This is a genomic window from Streptomyces sp. NPDC104367 (assembly GCF_055583825.1).
In genome coordinates, this window is record NZ_JBVJND010000020.1 from 81,291 (window position 1) to 103,317 (window position 22,027).

Annotated in this window: 20 protein-coding genes and 1 pseudogene; 18 read left to right on the plus strand and 3 right to left on the minus strand. The window is 72.8% G+C overall.

Going from position 1 to position 22,027, the window contains the following annotated elements:
* The first annotated feature begins 15 nt into the window (after positions 1–15).
* The 13 genes from ACZ619_RS27815 (at position 16) to ACZ619_RS27875 (ending at position 12,285) form a co-directional block, all read left to right on the plus strand.
* Positions 16–303, plus strand: a complete 288-nt coding sequence (locus ACZ619_RS27815; protein WP_469604334.1) for an ArsR family transcriptional regulator — start codon at positions 16–18, stop codon at positions 301–303.
* A gap of 29 nt (positions 304–332) precedes the next feature.
* Positions 333–1,286, plus strand: coding sequence for an SMP-30/gluconolactonase/LRE family protein (locus ACZ619_RS27820; RefSeq protein ID WP_469604337.1), 954 nt, complete (start codon positions 333–335; stop codon positions 1,284–1,286).
* Positions 1,287–1,355: 69 nt separating this feature from the next.
* Positions 1,356–1,817 carry a fluoride efflux transporter CrcB gene (gene crcB / locus ACZ619_RS27825; protein ID WP_469604340.1) on the plus strand — a complete coding sequence of 154 codons (462 nt, stop codon included), beginning with the start codon at positions 1,356–1,358 and terminating at the stop codon, positions 1,815–1,817.
* Entirely contained in the window at positions 1,814–2,194 is a 381-nt protein-coding gene (locus ACZ619_RS27830; protein ID WP_469604343.1) for a DUF190 domain-containing protein, read from the plus strand. The genes crcB (ACZ619_RS27825) and ACZ619_RS27830 overlap by 4 nt, the downstream gene beginning before the upstream one ends.
* The gene (crcB, locus tag ACZ619_RS27835; protein ID WP_469604346.1) at positions 2,191–2,568 is read left to right on the plus strand and encodes a fluoride efflux transporter CrcB; all 378 of its coding nucleotides are present in this window, start codon (positions 2,191–2,193) and stop codon (positions 2,566–2,568) included. The genes ACZ619_RS27830 and crcB (ACZ619_RS27835) overlap by 4 nt, the downstream gene beginning before the upstream one ends.
* A 71-nt stretch (positions 2,569–2,639) precedes the next feature.
* Positions 2,640–3,476 (plus strand): undecaprenyl-diphosphate phosphatase, encoded by an 837-nt coding sequence (locus ACZ619_RS27840; RefSeq protein WP_469604348.1) that lies wholly within the window; start codon positions 2,640–2,642, stop codon positions 3,474–3,476.
* A gap of 185 nt (positions 3,477–3,661) precedes the next feature.
* Entirely contained in the window at positions 3,662–4,339 is a 678-nt protein-coding gene (locus tag ACZ619_RS27845; RefSeq protein ID WP_469604592.1) for a FadR/GntR family transcriptional regulator, read from the plus strand.
* Positions 4,336–5,775, plus strand: coding sequence for an amino acid permease (locus tag ACZ619_RS27850; RefSeq protein WP_469604350.1), 1,440 nt, complete (start codon positions 4,336–4,338; stop codon positions 5,773–5,775). Before ACZ619_RS27845 ends, ACZ619_RS27850 begins: the two co-directional genes overlap by 4 nt.
* A gap of 43 nt (positions 5,776–5,818) precedes the next feature.
* A complete protein-coding gene (locus tag ACZ619_RS27855) occupies positions 5,819–6,841 on the plus strand; it encodes an asparaginase (RefSeq protein WP_469604352.1) in 1,023 nt (340 codons plus the stop codon).
* A 136-nt stretch (positions 6,842–6,977) separates the two neighbouring features.
* Positions 6,978–8,381 (plus strand): aspartate ammonia-lyase, encoded by a 1,404-nt coding sequence (gene aspA, locus ACZ619_RS27860; RefSeq protein ID WP_469604354.1) that lies wholly within the window; start codon positions 6,978–6,980, stop codon positions 8,379–8,381.
* A 36-nt stretch (positions 8,382–8,417) separates the two neighbouring features.
* Positions 8,418–9,356 (plus strand): glutaminase, encoded by a 939-nt coding sequence (locus ACZ619_RS27865; protein WP_469604355.1) that lies wholly within the window; start codon positions 8,418–8,420, stop codon positions 9,354–9,356.
* 170 nt (positions 9,357–9,526) lie between these two features.
* The gene (mptB, locus tag ACZ619_RS27870) at positions 9,527–10,921 is read left to right on the plus strand and encodes a polyprenol phosphomannose-dependent alpha 1,6 mannosyltransferase MptB (protein WP_469604357.1); all 1,395 of its coding nucleotides are present in this window, start codon (positions 9,527–9,529) and stop codon (positions 10,919–10,921) included.
* Positions 10,918–12,285: a glycosyltransferase 87 family protein gene (locus tag ACZ619_RS27875; RefSeq protein WP_469604360.1), complete on the plus strand. Its 1,368-nt coding sequence runs from the start codon at positions 10,918–10,920 to the stop codon at positions 12,283–12,285. The genes mptB and ACZ619_RS27875 overlap by 4 nt, the downstream gene beginning before the upstream one ends.
* An 89-nt stretch (positions 12,286–12,374) precedes the next feature.
* On the opposite strand, the pseudogene ACZ619_RS27880 reads toward ACZ619_RS27875, so the two are convergent.
* Positions 12,375–13,226: pseudogene (locus ACZ619_RS27880) on the minus strand (D-alanyl-D-alanine carboxypeptidase family protein); the annotation flags it as partial.
* A 392-nt stretch (positions 13,227–13,618) separates the two neighbouring features.
* The gene (gene rho / locus ACZ619_RS27885; RefSeq protein ID WP_469604362.1) at positions 13,619–14,767 is read right to left on the minus strand and encodes a transcription termination factor Rho; all 1,149 of its coding nucleotides are present in this window, start codon (positions 14,765–14,767) and stop codon (positions 13,619–13,621) included.
* A gap of 383 nt (positions 14,768–15,150) precedes the next feature.
* On the opposite strand from rho, the gene ACZ619_RS27890 reads away from it, so the two are divergent.
* The 4 genes from ACZ619_RS27890 to ACZ619_RS27905 all read left to right on the plus strand — a co-directional run bounded on the left by ACZ619_RS27890 (position 15,151) and on the right by ACZ619_RS27905 (position 19,277).
* Positions 15,151–16,386 (plus strand): cytochrome P450 family protein, encoded by a 1,236-nt coding sequence (locus tag ACZ619_RS27890; RefSeq protein WP_469604363.1) that lies wholly within the window; start codon positions 15,151–15,153, stop codon positions 16,384–16,386.
* A 162-nt stretch (positions 16,387–16,548) separates the two neighbouring features.
* Positions 16,549–17,319 carry an SDR family NAD(P)-dependent oxidoreductase gene (locus tag ACZ619_RS27895; protein ID WP_469604365.1) on the plus strand — a complete coding sequence of 257 codons (771 nt, stop codon included), beginning with the start codon at positions 16,549–16,551 and terminating at the stop codon, positions 17,317–17,319.
* Positions 17,320–17,325: 6 nt separating this feature from the next.
* Positions 17,326–17,748: a VOC family protein gene (locus tag ACZ619_RS27900; RefSeq protein WP_469604368.1), complete on the plus strand. Its 423-nt coding sequence runs from the start codon at positions 17,326–17,328 to the stop codon at positions 17,746–17,748.
* A 14-nt stretch (positions 17,749–17,762) separates the two neighbouring features.
* Positions 17,763–19,277 (plus strand): MFS transporter, encoded by a 1,515-nt coding sequence (locus ACZ619_RS27905; RefSeq protein WP_469604370.1) that lies wholly within the window; start codon positions 17,763–17,765, stop codon positions 19,275–19,277.
* Here ACZ619_RS27905 and ACZ619_RS27910 read toward each other — a convergent pair.
* Positions 19,207–20,694 carry a cytochrome P450 gene (locus ACZ619_RS27910; protein ID WP_469604373.1) on the minus strand — a complete coding sequence of 496 codons (1,488 nt, stop codon included), beginning with the start codon at positions 20,692–20,694 and terminating at the stop codon, positions 19,207–19,209. The two genes, ACZ619_RS27905 and ACZ619_RS27910, sit on opposite strands and share 71 nt — an antisense overlap.
* A gap of 373 nt (positions 20,695–21,067) precedes the next feature.
* Between ACZ619_RS27910 and ACZ619_RS27915 the strand changes: the two genes are divergently transcribed.
* Complete coding sequence (locus ACZ619_RS27915; protein WP_469604375.1) at positions 21,068–22,027, plus strand: hypothetical protein; 960 nt, start codon at positions 21,068–21,070, stop codon at positions 22,025–22,027.

The window sequence follows — 22,027 nt, forward strand, 5'->3', positions numbered from 1 at the left end:
ACGGAGGCCGGTCGGATGCTGAGGAACTCCCGGAGCACAGGGCGCCTGGACATTCTTGACTGGCTCAAGGACCCGCCGGCCCACTTCCCGCCCCAGCGCCACGCGGACCTCACCGAGGACGGGGTCACCGCCCGGGCCGTCGCCGCCAAGCTCGGCGTCTCCCGCAAGGTGGCCGGCACCCATCTGGGCCTGCTGACTCGCTTCGGCCTGCTGCGCGTCAAGCGCGTCCGGCACCGCATCTACTACCGGCGCGACGAGATCCGGATCGCCGAGGTGGCCCGGATGTTCGAGAAGGGCTGGTGAGACCGGTTCCGCCTGTCACCATGGGGAGCATGGACCGACCCGCGCGCCTGGTACCCCTCCACTACGTCGCCGTCGGCGGCCGCGGCCCCGAGGACGTCGTGACCGATCCGGAGGGCCGCGTGCTGACCGGCGTCGACGACGGCCGCATCCTGCGCCTGGACGGCCTCGGCGACCCGGACACCGCCCGGGTCCGGGTGCTCGCCGAGACCGGCGGCCGCCCGCTGGGCCTCGAACTCCTCCCGGACGGCGACCTGCTGGTGTGCGACGCGCAACGCGGGCTGCTGCGCGTGGGCCTCGCCGACGGTGTCGTGCGCGTCCTCGCCGACTCGGTCGGGGGCGAGCCGCTCAGGTTCGCGAGCAACGTGGTCGCCCTGCCCGACGGCACCGTGTACTTCACCGTGTCCAGCCGCCGGTTCCCGCTCGACCAGTGGATCGGGGACATCGTCGAGCACAGCGCCACCGGCCGGCTGCTGCGCCTCGCGCCCGGCGCCGCGACGCCCGAAGCGGTGGGGGAGGGCTTCCAGTTCGCCAACGGGCTGGCCGTCAGCGGCGACGGCACCTTCCTGATCGTCGCGGAGACCGGCGCGTACCGGCTCACCCGCCACTGGCTCACCGGCCCCCGGGCCGGACGCGCCGAGCTCTTCGCCGAGCTGCCCGGCATGCCGGACAACATGTGGCGCGACGGCGACCTCGTCTGGGTCGCCCTGGCCGGCCCCCGCAACCCGCCGCTCGACCTCCTGCACCGCACCCCGGCCGCCGTCCGCCGTGCCGCCGCGCGCGCCGCCGTGCACGCCCCCTACCGTCCCGCCGGCACCGTCGCCGTCATGGCCCTGGACGACACCGGCCAGGTCGTCCACCACCTGGTCCGCCGCCACTCCGGCTTCCGGATGGTCACCAGCGTCTGCGCGACCGGCCGCCACCTGGTCCTCGGCAGCGTCCTCGAACCCGGCGTCGCGGTCTGCACGGCCCCCGCGGCGAAGTGACCGGCGGGTACGCCCGGCGGTACCCTGTTGGCCCCGTCGGGGCGGTGCCGAACAGGAGACGTACGACCGATGACAGCCCCGGAAGCCGAGAGCATCCGTGTCCAGCCGGCCCCCGGACGCCGGGCCGAGTGGCGTACCCAGGTGCCGGTCGTCGCGGTGGTCGCCGCCGGCGGCGCGCTCGGTGCCGTGGCCCGCTACGCACTCGCCCTGGCCCTGCCCACGGCCCCCGGAGGGTTCCCCTGGGCGACCTTCTGGACCAACGTGGCCGGCTGCGCGGTCATCGGGGCGTTCCTCGTCCTGGTCACCGAGGGCAGACCCGTCCACCGTCTGGTCCGCCCCTTCTTCGGCACCGGCGTGCTCGGCGGCTTCACCACCTTCTCCACCTACGCGGTCGACATCCAGAAGCTCGTCGACCACGGCCGGCCCGCCACGGGCCTGGCCTATCTCGCCGCGACCCTGTGCGCCGCCCTCGCGGCGGTGTGGTGCGCGGCGAACCTGACCCGGCGGGTCCTCACCCGGAGGCGGCGATGACGAGACTGACCGGCCGCGCCCTGCGCCTGACCGTCTACATCGGCGAGGACGACATCTGGCACCACAAGCCCCTCTACACGGAGATCGTGCACCGCGCCCACGCGGCCGGGCTCGCGGGCGCCAGCGTCTTCCGGGGCGTCGAGGGCTTCGGCGCCTCCTCCCGCATCCACACCGCGCGGCTGCTGTCCCTCAGCGAGGACCTGCCGGTCGCGGTCGTCGTCGTGGACACCGAGGAGCGGATCCGCGCGTTCCTGCCGCAGCTCGACGAACTGGTCACCGAGGGACTCGTGACCCTCGACGACTGCGAGGTCATCCGGTACGTCGGCCGGGAGCCGAACCCCGGCAAATCGGACCCGAAGGGTAAGAAGTCGTTGTGAACTGGCTGTTGGTCGTCGCCGGTGCCGTCGTCGGTGCGCCGCTGCGCTACCTCACCGACCGCGCCGTACAGGCCAGGCACGACTCCGTCTTCCCGTGGGGCACCTTCGTGGTGAACGTCGTGGGCTGCCTGGTCCTGGGCCTGCTGACCGGCGCGGCCTCGGCGGGCGCCGCGGGCCCCCACCTCCAGCTGCTGCTGGGCACCGGGCTGTGCGGGGCGCTCACGACGTACTCGACGTTCTCCTACGAGACCCTGCGGCTGACCGAGACCGGCGCCGGGCTCTACGCTGCCGTCAACGTCGTCGCCGGTCTCGTGGCGGGTCTCGGGGCGGCCTTCGCCGGTGTGGCGATCGCCCGGTCCCTGTGGGCGGCGTAGGACTTGCCTCACAACCGTCCGTTGTAAGACTGTCTACAGCACTGTCGACCAACTCTGCAGAACTGGATCCCATGAGCGCCATCTCCGTCGGTCAGGCCGCCGTCCTCGGTGTCGTCGAGGGGGTGACCGAGTTCCTCCCCGTGTCCTCCACCGGACACCTCAAGATCACCGAGGGGCTCATGAACATCCCCGTCGACGACAGCTCCGTCGTCGGGTTCTCCGCCGTCATCCAGGTGGGCGCCATCGCCGCCGTGCTCGTCTACTTCTTCAAGGACATCAAGCGGATCGTCTCCGCCTGGTTCCGGGGTCTGACGAACAAGGAGGAGCGCTACCACCACGACTACAAGTTCGCCTGGTGGGTGATCTACGCGACCATCCCGATCGTCGTGGTCGGTCTCGCCGCGAAGCCGCTGATCGACGGCGCGCTCGGATCGCTGTGGGTGGTCGGCGGCTCGCTGATCGTCGGCTCCGGGGTCATGTGGTGCGCGGACCAGATGGGCCGCCACAAGCGCGGTGAGGACGACACCTCCTTCAAGGACGCGATGCTGGTCGGCTGCTCGCAGATCCTCGCCCTGCTCTTCCCCGGCTTCTCCCGCTCCGGCGCCACCATGTCCACCGCGCTCATCCTCGACCTGGACCGCGTGGCCGCCACCCGCCTCTCCTTCTTCCTCGGCATCCCGGCCCTGACCGGCGCCGGCATCTACGAGCTCAAGGACGCCCTCGGCGCGGGCGTCGGCGCCGCCCCGCTGGCCGTCGGCACCGTCGTCTCCTTCGTGGTCGCCTACGCCTCCATCGCCTGGCTGCTGAAGTTCGTCGCCAAGCACTCCTTCAACGCCTTCGTGATCTACCGGATCGTGGTCGGCCTGCTGCTCTTCGGCCTCCTCGCCACGGGCACCGTCAACGCCTGACCGGCCGCCGTCCCACGGGTCACCGCTCCACCACGGGGTGTGACGCCTGCGCATTCAGGTGTCGCACCCCGTGAATGTTTCCTTTCGCGACACCTTGACAGCCTCGTCCCGCAACCCGGAACATCTCACCCGTGAACCTGTCAGACAGCCCGACAGCCGGACAGCCCCCGCGGCGCGTGAGCGCCATGGAGGCGGTGCTGGCGCACCTGCGAGCCGCCATCGAGCGCGGCGAGTACGCCGTGGGCGGCAAACTGCCCTCGGAGGCCGAGCTCTGCCGCACCCTGGAGATCAGCAGGCCCGTCCTGCGCGAGGCCCTGCGGGCCCTGCAGACGATGGGCCTGACCGTCTCCAAGACCGGCAAGGGCACCTTCGTGGTCGCGAACGCCGTGGAGGACCCCACCTTCGGCGACTACGCGGCCAGCCACCTGCTGGAAGTACGCCGGCACGTCGAGATCCCGGTCGCCGGGTACGCGGCACTGCGCCGCACCCCGGAGAACCTCGACCACCTGGCCCACCTGCTCGACCGCATGGAGCGGGAGACGGACACCACCGCGTGGGTCGCGATGGACACCCTCTTCCACCTCGCCGTGGCCGAGGCCGCCCAGAACCCGGTCTTCCGCCGGGTCATCGAGGAGATCCGGGACGCGCTGGCGCGTCAGTCGGCCTTCCTCAACGAACTGGGCGGCCGCCGCGAGCAGTCCAACCAGGAGCACCGGGCCATCGTCGAGGCCCTGGTCGACGGTTCCGAGACCGACGCCGTGGACGCCATGAGCCACCACCTCGACCGCGTCGAGACCACCCTCACCCACATCGTGCGCCCCGCGCGCGCGGACCAGCACCTGGAAGGCGGAACCGAGGCGTGAGCGAACAGCACCTCAAAGACGAGACGCTCCCCTCGTCCCGTCACGTCGACGCCGGAGACCACGGCTACAGCAAGTCGCTGAAGCACCGGCACGTCAACATGATCGCCATCGGCGGCGCCATCGGCACCGGCCTCTTCCTCGGCGCCGGCGGCCGCCTCGCCGACGCCGGCCCCTCCCTCTTCGTCGCGTACGCGGTCTGCGGTGTCTTCGCGTTCCTCGTCGTGCGCGCCCTCGGCGAACTCGTCCTGTACCGCCCCTCCTCCGGCGCCTTCGTGTCGTACGCCCGGGAGTTCCTCGGCGAGAAGGGCGCCTACACCGCGGGCTGGATGTACTTCCTGAACTGGGCCACCACCGGCATCGCCGACATCACCGCGGTCGCCACCTACACCCACTACTGGGGCATGTTCTCCGACATCCCGCAGTGGGTGATCGCCCTCATAGCGCTCGCCGTGGTCCTCACCGTGAACCTCATCTCGGTCAAGATCTTCGGCGAACTGGAGTTCTGGTTCGCGATCGTCAAGGTCAGCGCGCTGGTGATCTTCATGTGCATCGGCATCTTCCTGCTGGTCACCCAGCACCCCGTCGACGGCGCGACCCCCGGCCCCTCGCTGATCACCGACAACGGCGGCGTCTTCCCCAACGGCCTGCTGCCCATGCTCCTGATCATCCAGGGCGTCGTCTTCGCCTACGCCTCCGTCGAACTCGTGGGCGTCGCCGCCGGTGAGACCGAGAACCCCGAGAAGGTCATGCCCAAGGCGATCAACTCGATCATGTGGCGCGTGGGCCTGTTCTACGTCGGCTCGGTCGTCCTGCTGTCGATGCTGCTCCCCTGGAACAAGTACACGGCCGGGGAGAGCCCCTTCGTCACCGTCCTCTCCCACATCGGCGTCCCGGCGGCCGGCGGCGTGATGAACCTCGTCGTCCTCACCGCGGCCATGTCCTCGCTCAACTCCGGCCTCTACTCCACCGGCCGCATCCTGCGCTCCATGGCCGTCAACGGCTCCGCCCCGAAGTTCACCGCGAGGATGAGCCGCAGCCAGGTGCCGTACGGCGGAATCCTGCTGACCAGCGGTATCTGTGTGCTCGGCGTGGGCCTCAACTTCGTCGTCCCCGCCGACGCGTTCGAGATCGTCCTCAACTTCGCGGCGATCGGCATCCTCGCCACCTGGGGCATGATCATGCTCTGCCACCTGCTCTTCTGGCGGAAGACCCAGCGGGGCGAACTCGTCCGCCCCGGCTACCGACTGCCGGGCTCCCCCTGGACCGAACTCGTGACGCTGGCCTTCCTCGCCACCGTCCTGGTCCTCATGTACGCCGACGGCGGCGCCGGACGCACCACCGTGCTGTGCCTGCCGCTGATCGTCGCCGCGCTGGTCGCCGGATGGTACGCCGTCCGCCGCCGCACGGCGGCCCCGTCCACCGGAGCCGACGCGTGACCCGCGTACCGGTCCGTCCCGACTCACCCGAGACCAGGAAGTGATGTACAGCAGTTCCCCCGCGGACGCACCCGTCGTCCGTGAACCCCTGCACGCCCCCGTCGCCCACCTCGTCCGCGGCGGGGTCGTCGAGGGCATCCACTACGGTTCCGTCGTCGTCCTCGGCGCCGACGGCCGGGTCCAGTTCCAGCTCGGCGACATCGAGGCCGCGTTCTACCCGCGCTCGGCCCTCAAGCCCGTGCAGGCCGTGGCCATGCTGCGGGCCGGGCTCGGCCTCGACGGCGACCTGCTCTCGCTGGCCGCCGCGAGCCACTCCGGCGAGGAACGCCATCTCGCCGGGACCCGGCGCATCCTCGGCCTCGCCGGCCTCACCGAGGACCACCTGCGCAACGTCCCCGACATGCCGTTCGGGCCCGCCGTCCGGGACACCTGGATCCGCGAGGGCCGGCAGCCCTCGCGGCTCGCGCAGAACTGCTCCGGCAAGCACGCGGCGATGCTGTGGACCGCCAAGCTCAACGGCTGGTCGCTGGACGACTACCTCGATCCCGCCCATCCGCTCCAGCAGGCGATCGCCGAGATCGTCGAGGACCTGACCGGGCAGCGCGTCGCCCGTACGACGGTCGACGGCTGCGGCGCCCCGCTGTTCTCCGTCTCCCTGCACGGACTCGCGCGGGCCGTGTCGCGGATCGTGTCCGCGGCGCCGGGCACGCCGGAGGCCCTCGTCGCCGACGCGATGCGCGAGCACGCGGAGATGGCGTCGGGGGCGGGCCGGGACGTGGCCGCGCTGATGCGGGCCGTGCCGGGGCTGCTGGCCAAGGACGGCTACGAGGGCGTCGAGGTCGCGGCACTGCCGGACGGGCGCGCCGTCGCCGTGAAGATCGCCGACGGGGCGGACCGGGCGCGGGTGCCGGTGACCGCGGCGGCGCTGGCGCGGGCCGGGGTCGATCCCGAGCCGCTGAGCGGGTTCGCCGGGGAGGCGCTGCTCGGCGGCGGGCGGGAGGTCGGGCGCGTGCGGCCCGTTCGGTCGCTGGAGCCGGTTTCGGTTCCGGTCTCGCCCTGCGACTAGCGGGGCGGGCCGAAACACCGTCCGGCGGCTGCGGGCCGGGTGCGGCCGGTCGCGCCCCCGCGGCGGAGCCGCACATCGACAAGCGCCCCGCGCCCTCACGGGGCGCTTCACCCTCACTCTCTTGAAATCAGGAGCCATGACCACCCGTAGCGAACACGATCTGCTCGGCGACCGCGAGGTGCCCGCCGAGGCCTACTGGGGTGTGCACACCCTGCGGGCCACGGAGAACTTCCCCATCACCGGCACGGCGATATCCGCCTACCCCCATCTGATCGACGCCCTCGCCGCCGTCAAGGAGGCCGCCGCCCTCGCCAACGAGGAACTGGGGCTGCTGGCGCCCGCGAAGGCCGCCGCCATCGTCGCCGCCTGCCGGGAGATCCGGGACGGCAGGCTGCACGACCAGTTCGTCGTCGACGTCATCCAGGGCGGGGCCGGGACGTCCACCAACATGAACGCCAACGAGGTCGTGGCGAACCGGGCCCTGGAACTGCTCGGGCACGAGAAGGGGCGGTACGAGTACCTGCACCCCAACGAGGACGTCAACCTCGGTCAGTCGACCAACGACGTCTACCCGACCGCCGTCAAGATCGCGACGGTGTTCGCGGTGCGCGGGCTGCTCCGGGCGATGGCCGTCCTCCAGGACTCCTTCGGGCGCAAGGCCGTCGAGTTCCGCGACGTGCTGAAGATGGGCCGTACGCAGTTGCAGGACGCGGTGCCCATGACGCTCGGGCAGGAGTTCTCGACCTTCGCCGTGATGCTCGACGAGGACCGCAGCCGGCTCGCCGAGGCCGTCGAGCTGATCCAGGAGATCAACCTCGGCGCCACGGCCATCGGCACCGGCCTCAACGCGCCCGCCGGATACGCCGAATCGGCCCGCCGGCACCTCGCCGCGATCACCGGACTGCCCCTGGTCACCGCCGCCAACCTGGTCGAGGCGACCCAGGACTGCGGTGCGTTCGTGCAGATGTCCGGCGTGCTCAAGCGGATCGCGGTCAAGCTCAGCAAGGGCTGCAACGACCTGCGGCTGCTCTCCTCCGGACCGCGTGCGGGGCTGGGCGAGATCAACCTGCCGCCCGTCCAGGCCGGCTCGTCGATCATGCCCGGCAAGGTCAACCCGGTCATCCCCGAGGTGGTCAACCAGGTCGCCTTCGAGGTCATCGGCAACGACGTCGCCATCACCATGGCCGCGGAGGCCGGACAGCTCCAGCTCAACGCGTTCGAGCCGATCATCCTGCACTCCCTCTCGGAGAGCATCACCCACCTCCAGCGGGCCTGCCTGACCCTGGCCGAGCGCTGTGTCGACGGCATCACCGCCAACACCGAGGCCCTGCGCGCCTCCGTCGAGAACTCCATCGGCCTGGTCACCGCCCTCAACCCGCACATCGGGTACACGGCGGCCACCGACATCGCCAAGGAGGCCCTCGCCAGCGGCCGTGGGGTCGCCGAACTCGTCCTGGAGAAGGGCCTGTTGCCCGCCGAGCGGCTCGCGGAACTGCTGCGTCCCGAGGTCCTCGCCGGCAGCGGGGCACCCCTCGTCTGACCTGCGCGTACGCGCCAGGACCGGCCCGGAGGCACAATGGTGATCATGTCAGTGTCGTCGTCCCCCGCCTTCCTGCCGGTCCTGGAGCGCATCGCCGAGGAGACGGGCCGCACGCCCGGCCGCGGCCGTCCCGCCGACTACATCCCGGCGCTCGCCGCCCGCGACCCGCGCAGCTTCGGCATGGCGGTCGCCGAGCTGGACGGCACGGTCTACGGCGTGGGGGAGTGGCGGGAGCCGTTCTCCACGCAGTCCATCACCAAGGTCTTCACCCTCGCCCTCGACCTCGCCCGCGAGGGCGACGAACTCTGGGAGCACGTCGGCCGCGAACCCTCCGGCAACCCCTTCAACTCCCTGGTCCAGCTGGAGTACGAGCGGGGCATCCCGCGCAACCCGTTCATCAACGCGGGCGCCCTCGTCGTCACCGACCGCCTCCAGACCCGTACCGGCGACGCGGCCGGGGAACTCCTGGCCTTCCTGCGCGCCGAGAGCGGCAACACCGCCCTGGACTTCGACGAGGAGGTGGCCGCCTCGGAGTCCCAGCACGGTGACCGCAACGCCGCGCTGGCCCACTTCATGGCCTCCTACGGCAACATCGACAACGAGGTCCCGGTCCTCCTCGACCAGTACTTCCGCCAGTGCTCCGTCGCCGCCTCCTGCGCCGACCTCGCCCTGGCCACCACGTTCCTGGCCCGCCACGGCATCCGCGCCGACGGCACCCGCCTGCTGACCAGAAGCCAGTCCAAGCAGGTCAACGCGGTGATGCTGACCTGCGGCACGTACGACGCGGCGGGCGACTTCGCGTACCGGGTGGGGCTGCCGGGCAAGAGCGGGGTCGGGGGCGGCATCATCGCGGTGGTGCCGGGCCGCTGCGCGATCTGCGTGTGGAGCCCGGGCCTGGACGAGCGCGGCAACTCGGTGGCCGGAGTTGCGGCGCTGGACCGCTTCACGACCTTGACGGGTCTGTCGGTGTTCTAGGAACGGGACGGGTGCGCCCCTCGGGGGCGCGGGGAACTGCGCGACCAGCCTCCACCGGCCCGCACCCGACAACGCGTCGTCCCCCCACAGGTAACAACCAGGCCGCCCCAAGGAAAACACCCCGTCGCCCTCCGGCCACCCACCATTGACACGCTGACCCAGTGTTGGCCATGGCTTTCCCCGTCGATCTACGCCGCTGCCAGGTTCTGGGACTGGCAGGCACCGCCTTCCTGGCGCTGGGAGGTGAGACCGCCGGCGCCCTGCCCGTGGAGGACCTGCTCGCACCCAGCTCCGTACAGGCGGCGTTCGGCCTGGTCGGCGTCTACTTCGGCGTCGTGCTGCTGATCGCCGCCTGGCTGCTGCTCGGCCGCCTCGTGCGCAGCACCGCGCCGCCCACCCCGCGCCGGCTGCTGCTCGTCCTCGCCGTCTGGGCGGCCCCGCTGCTGCTCGCGCCCCCGCTGTTCAGCCGGGACGTCTACAGCTACCTCGCCCAGGGCGCCATGGTCGACGCCCACATGGACGTCTACACCTCGGGCCCCGCCCAGCTCGGCGGCCCGCTCGCCGACGAGGTCGCCCCGGTGTGGCAGAACACCGCCGCCCCGTACGGCCCCGCGTTCATGGCCGTGGCCTCCTTCCTGTCCGGGCTGACCCGCGGCGAACTCCCGGCCGGGCTCTTCGGGATGCGCCTGGTCGCCCTGCTCGGCGTCGGCCTGATGGCGGCCGCGCTGCCCCGGCTGGCCCGGCACAGCGGCGCCGACCCGGCCGCCGCGCTCTGGCTGGGCGCCCTCAACCCCCTCGTGCTGCTGCACCTGGTCGCGGGCGCCCACAACGACGCGATCATGCTCGGTCTGCTCGGCCTCGGCCTGGTCGCCGCGCTGGGCCGCCGGCCGCTCCTCGGCGCCGTACTGGTCACCCTCGCGGCACTGGTGAAGGCGCCCGCCGCGCTGGGCCTGCTGGCCGTGATCGCCCTACAGGCGCGCAGGGGCCGCGGCCCGGTGCGCGCCACCCTGCTGACGGCCGCCGCCTGCGGCGTCACCACCGTGACCGCCACCGCCGTCGCCGGCACCGGGTACGGCTGGATCAAGGCCCTCGACACGCCCGTCTCCCCGCACAACTGGGCGCTCAGCAGCCTGCTCGGCCGGGCCACCGGCGCGCTCCTCGAACGCCTCGGCAGCGATCTGGCGCCACTGGCCGTCCCGGCCTGGCACGTGCTCGGGCTCGCGCTGACCGCCGTCACCGTGCTGCTCATATGGGTCCGGCTGCGGCCCCGCCCGGTCTACGCCCTCGGCCTGAGCCTGGCCGCGGTCGCCGCCTTCGGGCCGGCGATCCGGCCCTGGTACGCGATCTGGGGCCTGTTCCTGATAGCGGCCGCCGCGCCCAGCACCTCGGTACGGCACCGGGTGGCCGCCGTCACCGGCGTGCTCGCGCTCGCCGTCCTGCCCAGCGGCGGCCCCGCCGACGCCGGCCAGCTGGTGCTGGCCGTCTCCGGCGGGGTGCTCGGGGTGGTCGTGCTCTGGCAGGCCCACCAGGCCGCACAGGCCCCGGCCCTGGGACGCACGGCATGACAGGACCGCGCACCGACCGCGGCCGGCTGCTGCTCGTCCTGGCCGTGGCCACCGCCGTCACCGTGTTCACGGCCACCGTGCCGCTGCTGCGCGACTGGTTCGACCTGCGCGTCTACTACGGCACCGTGCACACCTGGGCCCACCACGGCGGACGGATCTACGACTACCGGGTGCCCGGGACGGCGTACGGCTTCACCTACCCGCCGTTCGCCGCCCTCGGCATGCTGCCCATGGCGCTGGTGGGCCTGCACCTGGCCATCGCCGCCTCGGTGCTGCTGAACCTCGCCGCGCTCGCCCTCGTCCTGCGCGTCCTGGCCGGGCCCGGCTGGCGGCGGCTCGGCTGGTACCGCTGGGCGCTGGGCCTGTGCGGACTGGCGCTGTTCGAGCCGTTGCGCGACACCTTCAGCTTCGGCCAGGTGAACCTGGTCCTGCTCGCCCTGGTGCTCGGGGACTGCTGCCTGCTGCGCAGCGGGCGGGGCCGCTGGGCGGGGGCCGGGATCGGGCTCGCCGCCGCGGTCAAGCTCACGCCCGCGCTCTTCATCGGCATGCTGCTGCTCGCCCGCAGATGGCGGGCGGCGGGCGTCGCCACGGCCGTGGCGCTCGCCGCGACCGGGCTCGCCGCCTGGGCCGACCCGGGGGCGTCCCGGTTCTACTGGACCCGGGCGCTCTGGGACACCGGCCGGGTCGGCCGGCTCGACTACGTGTCGAACCAGTCGCTGCAAGGGGTGCTGGCCCGGCTCGGCCACCCGGACAAGCCGCTGTGGGCGACGGTCGTGCTGCTGACGCTCGCGGTGTGGGCCTGGCGCACCCGCGGGGCCGTGGCGGCGGGCGACTGGACGGCCGCCTTCGCGCTCACCGGTCTCGCCGCCTGCCTGGTCAGCCCGATCACCTGGGTGCACCACCTGGTGTGGCTGCTGCCGTCGTTCGCGCTGCTGGTCCGCGCGGGCCGCCCGCGGACCGCGGGCGCCCTGTACGCGGTGATGTGCACCAGCGTGGTGTGGCTGTGGTTCGACGACGCGTCCGGCGTCGACGGCTTCCTCGGCAGCAACGTCTACACCTGGATCACGCTGGGCCTGCTGTTCGGCCTGCCGGCCGGTCAGTCCCGCGCCGACCGGCCGGACCGGTCCCCGCGGTCCGCGCGGTCGCCCCTGAGCCGGGTCGCCAGGGTCACGGCCCCCACGCCGAGCGCCGCGAAGCCCGCGGCGATGGCGGTGTCCGACCAGCCGGAGTCCTCGTCCTCGGGCGCGGTGGCCGCCGCCATCGGCACGGTGCTGGGCCCCGGCCGGGGCTTGGGCCGCAGAGCGTCCAGCGAGCCCACCGGATCCACCCGTCCGGCCGCGTCGAAGCCCCAGTCGAGCAGCTGACGCGCCTCGTCGTACACGCCGCCGTCCTGCGGGTTCATCACGGTCACCACGAGGGTGCGCCCGCCCCGCCGGGCGGCGGCGACCAGGGTGTTGCCGGCGTTGCTGGTGTAGCCGTTCTTGATCCCGATCAGGCCGGGGTAGCGCCCCACCCCGTCCTCGCCGGTCAGCAGCCGGTTGGTGTTCTCGATGCCGAACGACCAGCCGTCACCGGCCGGGAAGCGGGCCTCGGCGGTGGAGCAGTAGCGGGCGAAGTCGTGGTTGCGCAGCCCGGCCCTGCCGAACACCGCCAGGTCGTACGCCGAGGAGACCTGGCCGGGCGCGTCGTAGCCGTCGGGCGACTCGACGTGGGTGTCCAGGGCGCCCAGGGTGCGGGCCTTGGCCTGCATCCGGGAGGTGGTGCGGTCCCAGCCGCCGCCGAGCGAGGCCAGGACGTGCACGGCGTCGTTGCCGGAGCTGAGGAAGACCCCGCGCCACAGGTCGGCCACCCGGTAGGTGTGCCCCTCCTCGACGCCGACCAGGCTGCTGCCCTCACCGACGTCCTCCAGCTCCTGCGGTGTCACCCGGTGCTCCAGACCGGCCGGCAGGGTGGGCAGCACGGTGAGCGCGAACAGGGTCTTCAGGGTGCTGGCCGGCGGCAGCTGGAGGTGCGCCTGGTCCGCCGCCAGCACCTGACCGCTGTCCGCGTCGGCGACCAGCCAGGACAGCGCGGAGACGGCCGGGACCTCGGGGGCGCCGGGGTGCGGCCGTACCTGGGTGCCGGAGTGGTAGAGCAGCGACGGCCCGGGCACCGCCGCCCTCGGGACCGGCGCCGCGGCTTCCGCGGCTTCCGTGGCGGCCGTCGCGGCCGTGGCGGGCGACAGCGCCAGCAGCCCGGCCAGGCAGAGGGCGCAGGTCGCGATCGCCCTGCGCTGAGGGAATCGGTCAGGCAATCCGATCGTCATATGATCAACGTAGGAAGGGTGGCCGCGTACCGCGTGCAGCCTGGGCCGGACGGGCGCCGTGAGCAACCCGGATGCCGCACCCACGTCCGAACCGTCGCCGCAGGGACCCGTCGACCGATCGCCTTGCCCCCTGCCGGCCCCACACCCGATCACTCCGCCGGCTCGTCGGCTCGTCGGCCTGTGGGTTCGGCGGCTCGTCGCCGTGTCGGTCTGTCGGCTCGCTGGCCCGACGCCTGTCGGCCCGTCGCCTCGCTGGCTCGTCTGCCGATCGCTTTGCTGGTTCGTCAGCCGGTCAGCCGGTCAGCCCGTCGCCTTGCCGGACCATTGCCGCGCAGGCCGCCTCGGCCCGCTCGGCCGCCTCGGCCCTCTGGGCTGCCCGCCCCCTCGCCTCGTCAGCCCGTCGGCAGTGTCGGCTGGATGCGGCGCAGGAAGGTGGCGTTGTCCGGGGTCTCGCGCAGCCGCTCCAGGAGCGTCTCCAGCCCGCCCGGCGCGCCCTCGCGGCTCTGGAGGGCCCGGCGCAGCCCGTGTACCGTGCTCAACTCGGCCGGGGTGAGCAGGAGTTCCTCGCGGCGGGTGCCGGAGGGGGTGATGTCCACGGCGGGGAAGACCCGCCGGGAGGCCGGCTCGCGGTCCAGGCGCAGCTCCATGTTCCCGGTGCTCTTCAGCTCCTCGAAGAAGTAGCCGTCGGCCCGGGAGCCGGTGTCCACCAGGGCGGTGGCCAGGATGGTGAGCGAGCCGCCCTCCTCGGCCTTGCGGGCGGCCCCGAAGAACCGCTTCGGGCCGAGCAGCGCGCCGGCGTCGACACCGCCGCTGAGGGTGCGGCCGTTGGAGGCGGCCGCGTTGTTGTGGGCCCGGCACAGCCGGGTCAGGGAGTCCAGGAGGATGACGACGTCCTCGCCGTCCTCGACGAGCCGCTTGGCGCGCTCGACGACGAGTTCGGCGAGCGCGATGTGCTCCTTGGCGGGCCGGTCGAAGGTGGAGGCGTACACCTCTCCGCGCACCGAGCGCCGCATGTCGGTGACCTCCTCGGGGCGTTCGTCGAGCAGCAGCACCATCAGACGGCACTCCGGGTGGTTGCCGGCGACGGCGGCCGCGAACTGCTGGAGCAGCACGGTCTTGCCGGTCTTCGGCGGGGCCACGATCAGCCCGCGCTGCCCCTTGCCGACCGGCGCGAACAGGTCGGTGACCCGTCCGGCGAGCCCGGAGCCGGGGTGTTCGAGGCGGATCCGCTCGTGCGGGTGCAGCGGGGTCAGCTCGCGGAAGTGACGGCGGCCGCGCAGCTCTTCGGGCGTACGGCCGTTGACGTGCGTGACCTCGGTCAGCACGCGCTGGTTGCCCCGGAGGCCCTCGACGAGGTCGCCCTTGCGCAGGTCGTGACGGCGGATCAGCGCGGCGGAGACCTGGGGGTCGGCGGGGGAGGACAGGCAGCCGGTGGCCCGCAGATGTCCCTTCCCGGCCGTGTCGATGTCGAGGACACCGGTGACGGGCCGGGCGGCGCTGGGGGCCTGCCGCTGTACGGGGGGTTCGAGTGTGGTGGTCATGAGAGGTGGTCCTTTCGAGGACGGAAGACAGCGGGGAAGGGGGAGCGGGCCGCGAGCGGGAGGACGTGCACGCATGCCTCCGGGCGGTGGGACGACACGCCTCGGGAACCGCGTACGACGGCGTCAGGGCCGTGGTCGCGAGGCGGTGCGGAGAAGCCGGCGGCCCGGTCGGAAGACGACGGGCGGTGCGGCTGGAGGAAAGGGAACTGGCACTGGCGCCCGACAACGGGACCGCCACTGGTGCTGATGGCACTATACCCAGGCTTCCGGTCGGGTCAACATGGCGCCGGTCACGGATATTCCCGGGCGCCGACCCCGCGCCGCCGGGCCCGCGGGCGCCTACGATCGGTCGTGTCCGCGTCCTGCCGCCGTCAGGAGCCCAGGTGGAGACCCCGTCCGTGCCGCCGCCCCCCGCCGGTGGCTGCCCGCACGCCGAGAACGCCAGGCTGCTGGCGCGCGGGCCGGTCGCCCCGGTCGCCCTGCCGGGCGGTGTCCAGGGCATGGCCGTGCTCGGGCACGAGGCGCTCAGGGAGTTCCTCCAGCATCCCGAAGTGGCCAAGGACGCACGGCACTTCACCGAGCTGCGGGAGGGCCGGATCCCGGCCGGCTGGTCGCTGCTGACCTTCGCGACCGTGCGGGGCATGACCACCGCCGACGGGGACGACCACCGCAGGCTGCGCGGACTGGTCAGCCGGGCCTTCACGTCCCGCCGGGTCGCGGAACTGCGGCCCCGGATCGAGGAGTTGACCGCCACTCTGCTCGACGGTCTGGAGCGGGCCGCGGCCGACGGCGACGGAGTCGCCGACCTGCGGCGGCACTTCGCGCTGCCGCTGCCCATGAGCGTGATCTGCGAACTCCTCGGTGTGGACACCGAGTTCCGCAGCCGGCTGCACCATCTGTCCAGCCAGGTCGTGGCCAGCGACACCGGGCCGGCCGAGGCCGTCGCGGCCAACCGGGAGCTGGTCGCCGTACTCGCCGCCGTCGCGGCCGCGCGCGCCGAGCGGCCCGGCGACGATCTCACCAGCGCCCTGATCGCCGCCCGTGACGAGGACGGCGGCCGGCTCGGGCAGGAGGAGCTGATCGGCACCCTGCTGCTGATGATCGTCGCCGGGCACGAGACCACCCTCAACCTGATCACCAACGCGGTCCGTGCCCTGTGCGGCCACCGCGACCAGCTGGAACTCGTCCGCGCCGGGGCGGCCGGCTGGGCGGACGTGGTGGAGGAGACGCTGCGCTGGGACGCGCCGGTCAGCCGCTTCCCGTTCCGCTACCCCGTACGGGACCTGGCCCTCGGCGGCACGGTGATCCCCGCGGGCACCCCGGTCCTGGCCGGGTACTCCGCCGCCGGGCGCGATCCGGCCACCCACGGCCCCGACGCCGGCCGCTTCGACGTCACCCGGTCCGCCCGCCCCGGCGCCGTGCGCCACCTCTCGCTCGGGCACGGCGCCCACTACTGCCTGGGCGCCCCGCTGGCCCGGCTGGAGGCCACGGTGGCCCTGGAACGGCTCTTCACCCGCTTCCCGGCCCTGGACCTCGCCGTCCCCGAGGACGGCCTGCCCCGGCTCCCGGGCTTCGTCGGCAACAGCGTGCCGAGCCTGCCCGTGCGCCTCGGCACCTGACCGGCGGCACCCGACCGGCGGCCCCGGATCGGCACCTGGGGCGCATACCAGCCATACGAACCCCCGATGACCCTTCCCCGACGCATTTCTTGTTCTGGGCAAAGACGCTATCTACGCTGCCAGCACCGCACTCCGGCGGCTTGGACAAGGGGCTAGGCAAACATGGGTCGACTGGCCGGGAAAATCGCTTTCATCAGTGGAACGGGGGCTGGTATCGGCCGGGCCGCGGCACAGGTATTCGCGGCCGAGGGCGCCACCGTGTTCGGCTGCGACATCGACGAGAAGAGCGCCGCGGAAACCGTGGAGCTCGTCGAGAAGGCCGGCGGTGTGATGCGCTCGCTGGCCCCGGTCGACCTTTCCACCGAGGCCGGGGCGCGGGAGTGGATAGAGGCCGGTATCGCCGAATTCGGCGGAATCGACATTCTCTACAACAATGCTTCCGCATTGCGGAACGGCCCGTTCGAGACGATGCCGGCGGAGGACTGGTACTTCACGATCAAGAACGAGCTGGACATCCCCTACTTCTGCACCCAGGCGGCCTGGCCGCACCTGATCGCGCGGGGCGGCGGGGCCGTCCTGAACGTCGCCTCCGTGGCCGCCGTGCGCGGCGCGCCGTTCATGCCGATGGTGCCGCACGGCGCCGCCAAGGGCGGGGTGCTCGCGATGAGCAAGCACCTGTGCGCGGCCGGCGCCCCGCACCGCATCCGCGTCAACACCGTCGCCCCCGGCATGACCCGCACCTCGGCCACCGCGCCCTTCCTGGACGACCCGGACGGCCCGAAGGCCCAACTGGAGGCGCGGATCCCGGTCGGCCGGGTCGGGCAGCCGGAGGACATCGCGCGCGCCGCGGCCTTCCTCTGCTCCGACGAGGCCGCCTTCGTCAACGGCGCCAACCTCATGGTCGACGGCGGCGACAGCGCGATGGCGGGCTGAGCGGGCATGCACGCGCGATTCGACCACGTGGGCGTCAACGTACGCGACCTGCCCGCCCAGCTCGCCTGGTACCGGACCGTCTTCGGACTGGAGACCGTCTTCGAGTTCCATCTCGACGGCCCCGGGCTGACCGGTGTCGTCATGGAACACCCGCACGGCTGGCGGCTCGAACTGCTCGCCAGGCCCGGCTCGGCGCCCGGCCTGCGGGCGCCGGACCCGATGACCGCCGTCCTCACCGAGGGATACGGCCACTTCGCGGTCACCACCCCCGAACTCGACCCCGTGTACGCGTCGTTGATGGCGCACGGCGCCGAGGAGGTGCTGGCCCCCGGCCCGTCCCCGGAAGCGGGAGTGCGCATGGCCTGGGTCAAGGATCCCGAGGGAAATCTCATCGAACTCATAGAACGCGGCACCACTGTTAACCCGTGAGACGGAGTACGGAAATGACCAACGCTGTCCGGAGACTGGACACGGGCACGCTCATCGCCTGTTGTCTGGCAGTTGCAGCAGCGCAGCTGTGCATTACCGTTCCCTCGCCCATCAACGGGGAAATACAGTCCGCGTTCGGAGCGTCGGGTTCGCAGGTCGCCTGGGTCACCTCGGCGTTCATTCTCCCCACCGCGATCCTGGAACTGAATTTCGGTGTGGTGGGCGACCTGTTCGGCCGTAAGCGGCTGCTGATCCTCGGTGGGTTCGTGCTGGCGCTCGGTGAACTCCTCAACGCCACCTCCCAGAACATCACCATGCTCTGGGCCGGCCAGGCCCTCGCCGGTGTCGGCGCCGCCGCCCTGTTCCCGAGCTCCCTCGCGGTGATCGCGGCCGCCACCCCCGAGCAGAAGGACCGCGCCAAGGCGGTCTCGACCTGGGCGCTGAGCATCTCCATCGCCTCCGCCGTGGGGCCGCTGTCCTCCGGCGTGCTGGCCACGGTCGCCGACTTCCGCTGGGCCTTCGTGCCGCCGGTCGTGCTCGGCGTCGCGGTCGGCATCGGCTGCTGGGCGCTGGTCACCGACTCCAGGGCCCCCGAGGGCCGCGCCCTGGACTGGCCGGGCCAGATCACCGTCGCCGTCGGTCTCACCGCCCTGCTCTGGGGCGTCATCGAGGGCGGCGACCGCGGCTGGACCAGCCCCTCGATCGTCGTCGCGCTGGTGGTCGCCGCGGTGGCCCTGGTCGGCTTCGTGGTCGCGGAGAACCGCTCCGAGGCCCCGATGTTCAACCTGGAACTGCTGAAGATCCCCTCGTTCGCCGCCGCCGCGGTGGTCGCCCTGACCGGCATGTTCGGCTTCATCGGCACCGCCTACTGCGTCTCCATCCGGCTCGGCGCGGTGATGCACCTCAGCGCCCTGCGCGCCGGTATGCCGTTCGTGATCCTCCAGCTGATCCCGCTGCTCCTCGCCCCGGTGCTCAGCAGGATGCTGACCCGCGTGGAGCCGCGCTGGCTGCTGATGGGCGGCCTGCTGCCGATGGCCGCCGGCCAGTTCTGGATCGCCGCGCTGCCCATCACCACCACCTCGCTGGCGGCCTTCATCGGCCCGGTACTGCTGCTGGGCATCGGCTTCATCTGCGTGGTCTCCTCGCTGACGTCGGCCGCCGTGAACGCGGTGCCGATCGAGATGACCGGCATGGCGAGCGGCGCGACCAGCCTGGTCCGCGAGTTCGGCCAGGGGCTCGGCCCCGCCGTGATCAGCACCGTCGCCATGAGCGCGGCCTCCTCCGCGCTGGTCGGCAAGCTCTCCGGCGCCGACGCGGGCATGGAGGCGGCGGCCGGTCCGCTGGCCGTGGTCAACGCGGGCAGCGACAGCGCCAGGGCCGCCGCCCAGGACGCCCTCGCGCACGGCATGGCCCTGGGCGTGGTGATCTGCGGCTGCGCCTCGCTGCTGGGCGCGGTCGTCACCCTGCTGCTGGTCCGCAGGAACACCGCCCGCGAGACGGTGGGCGCGCCGGTGGCGGCGTCGGCCTGATCGGGGACGCGCCGCGACACGGGCAGCCGTACCGGTAAGTGACGGCAAGTAACGAGACGTACCGGAAGGCCGGGGCCGCTGCCCCGGCCTTCCGCCGTGCCGGGTCCGCGGGCGCGGCCGCTACGGCCTGATCGAGGGGAAACGCGCCCTGAGGCCGGCCGGTGCGAGGCGGCCGACGAACTCCGGGGCCACCGAGGAGGCGTTCGGCGACTCGACGGCGAAGCCCTGCGCGAGGCGCGAGGTGGCCGGCGTGAGCTGCCGCAGGGCCAGGGCGGACCCGAGGCGGACCCGCGGTCCGGCACCGAACGGGAGGTGGGCCTGGCCGGGTGCCGTCCGCCCGTCCAGCCGCCGCGCGGGGTCGAACTCGTCCGGCCGACCACCAGCGGGGGTCCCGGTGGATCAGGTAGGGATTGAGCAGCACGTCGTCACCGGGGCTCAGCGGCCAGTCGCCCAGGCAGGTCGCGGTGCCGGCGGTGCGGGTCATCAGCCACGCGGGCGGGTACAGCCGGAGCGTCTCCCGGACCACCGCTTCGGCCGGCGGCAGCCGCGCCGCCGCCGGCGGGGTGTCTTCGGCCGCCGGCCCGTCCGCCTCGTCGCGCAGGTCACCGACGAGCCCGGGCCGGCGGGCGAGTTCCCACACCACGGAGGTGAGCGCCGCGGCGGGCACGCCGTGGCCGCCCATGAGGATGCTGTGCAGGGTCGACGCCACGGTGCCGTCGGGCATGACCGGGTAGGCGTCGAGCAGGAACCCGAGGAGATCGTCGCGGGCCGTCGGGGCGTGCGGCGCCCGGCGCTGCCGGATGATCCCGGTCATCGTGTCGATGAGCCGCCGGTAGGCGTGGAAGAAGTGGCGGTGGCGGCGGACCGGCAGCCAGGCGGGGAACTCGTAGGACGAGTCCGTGAACGGCCGGGTGGCGCGGATGACCTCGTGGAGCAGTCCGGGGACGCCGTCGGAGTCCGTGCCGAAGCAGTAGTCGGCGACGGCCGGGGCGGTGAACGCCCGCATCGTGGTGAGCACGTCGACCTCGCGGCCGGCCGCCTCGGCCAGGACCGCGTCGAGGATCTCCGCCGTCCGCCGGTCGGAGGCGGCCGCCGCCGAGCGGTTGAGCCCCGGCCACACGGTCCGGCGCGCGGACATCCAGGCGGCGGCCTGCGCGGCGGCCTGGTCCAGGTCCCGCCGCTGGTCGAGGGGCGCCAGCTCGGTCACGAAGCCGTGGCCGGTCCGCAGGAGCGCCTCGTGGGTGAGCGCGGGGTCGATCACGAACACGGTGCCGTCGTCGAAGGAGAAGACGTCACCGTACTCGCGGTGGCAGCGGCGCGGGAACCCGATCCGGTCGGCCTCGTACGCGCCTGTGTTGCCCGTCAGCCAGTGCCCGCGCGGGCCCGGTGGCCGGGCGGGCGCTTCGCCGTGCGTCATCCGGCCTCCAGGAGACCGCAGGACCCCTCGGACGGGATCCTGCGATCGGATTCACTCACCGCTTGCCGGCTACCCCAGCTGGTAGGGCCAGTACGGGTAGCGACCGCTCACCCGTTTCCTGCCGACCAGCCGAGCCACCAGGCGCCGTGTCCGTTTCATGAACACCCCACTGCCATCCGGGCGAATATTTGTCCGATCGCGGCACGGTTTTCGAGGGATGGGCCATGTGCCGGATGAGGTTTCCGAGGGCGGCGCAAAAGCGACTGACGATGTGTCAGCCCGGTGCGTGCGGGGGTGGCGGCGGAGGTCCGCAAACGGTAACGGTCCTGGCCGGGGCGGGACTTGATGTCTGGTTATGCCTTATCGTCACGACATGTCCACGCCACCGCAGCAGCCTCCCTCCGCTCCGCAGCAACCCGAGCCCGCCCCGCAGGACGCCACCGCCACCCCACCGGCGCCCCCGGCGCCGCAGCAGCCCGCGCCCGCCCCGCAGCCACCGCCGCCTCCCGCGCCGCAGCCGCCCGCGGTGCCGCCCCAGCCGGCCGCGTACCCGAACCCGCAGTCGCCGGCCGCCCAGAACCCCTATGCCCAGCCCACCCTCGCCCACCAGCAGCCCGCACCACCGCAACCGGCCAACCCCTATGCGCCGCAGCCCGGTTACGGCTACCCGCCGCCGGCGGCGGCCCCGCCCCGGGGCGGCGGGAACGCGGCCGGACGGGCCGTGCTGTGGGCGGTGGCCGGCGCGGTGGTCGCCTCCGCCGCCTGGGCGGCCGGCCTCTTCCTGACCGGGGGCTTCGGGACCGGCGCGGACCTGCGCGGCTACCAGGCACCCGCCAACCTCTGCTCCGGCGCGGACTACTCGTCGTTCAAGGACGAGTACCCCGACGACGACTCCTCCCCGACCAAGAACGCGCTCAAGGACGAGGCCCTGGACGAGAGTTACTGCAGCCTCAGCCTCAAGAAGTCCGGGTCCAGCTACGCGGACGCCTACCTGTCCATACAGGTCGACCTGCACAAGAAGACCGACCCCGGACCGGAGTTCACGGCCACCTGGAAGAACTACGGCGACAGCCACACCGACTACGACGTCAGCCCGGTGAGCGGGATCGGCGACGAGGCCTACCTGGTCACCGAGGACACCAGCAACGGCTCCTCCACCAGCGGCTCGCGGTACGCCACCCTCGCGGTCCGGGACGGCTGGATGACGTACACGATGAGCTACAGCGCCTACTTCTCCTCGTACGACAGCGACACCGACCCGCCGACCCTCGACGACGTGACGGGCTGGCTGAAGAGCGACACCAAGGCCACGCTGGAGCAGCTCAAGGGCTGA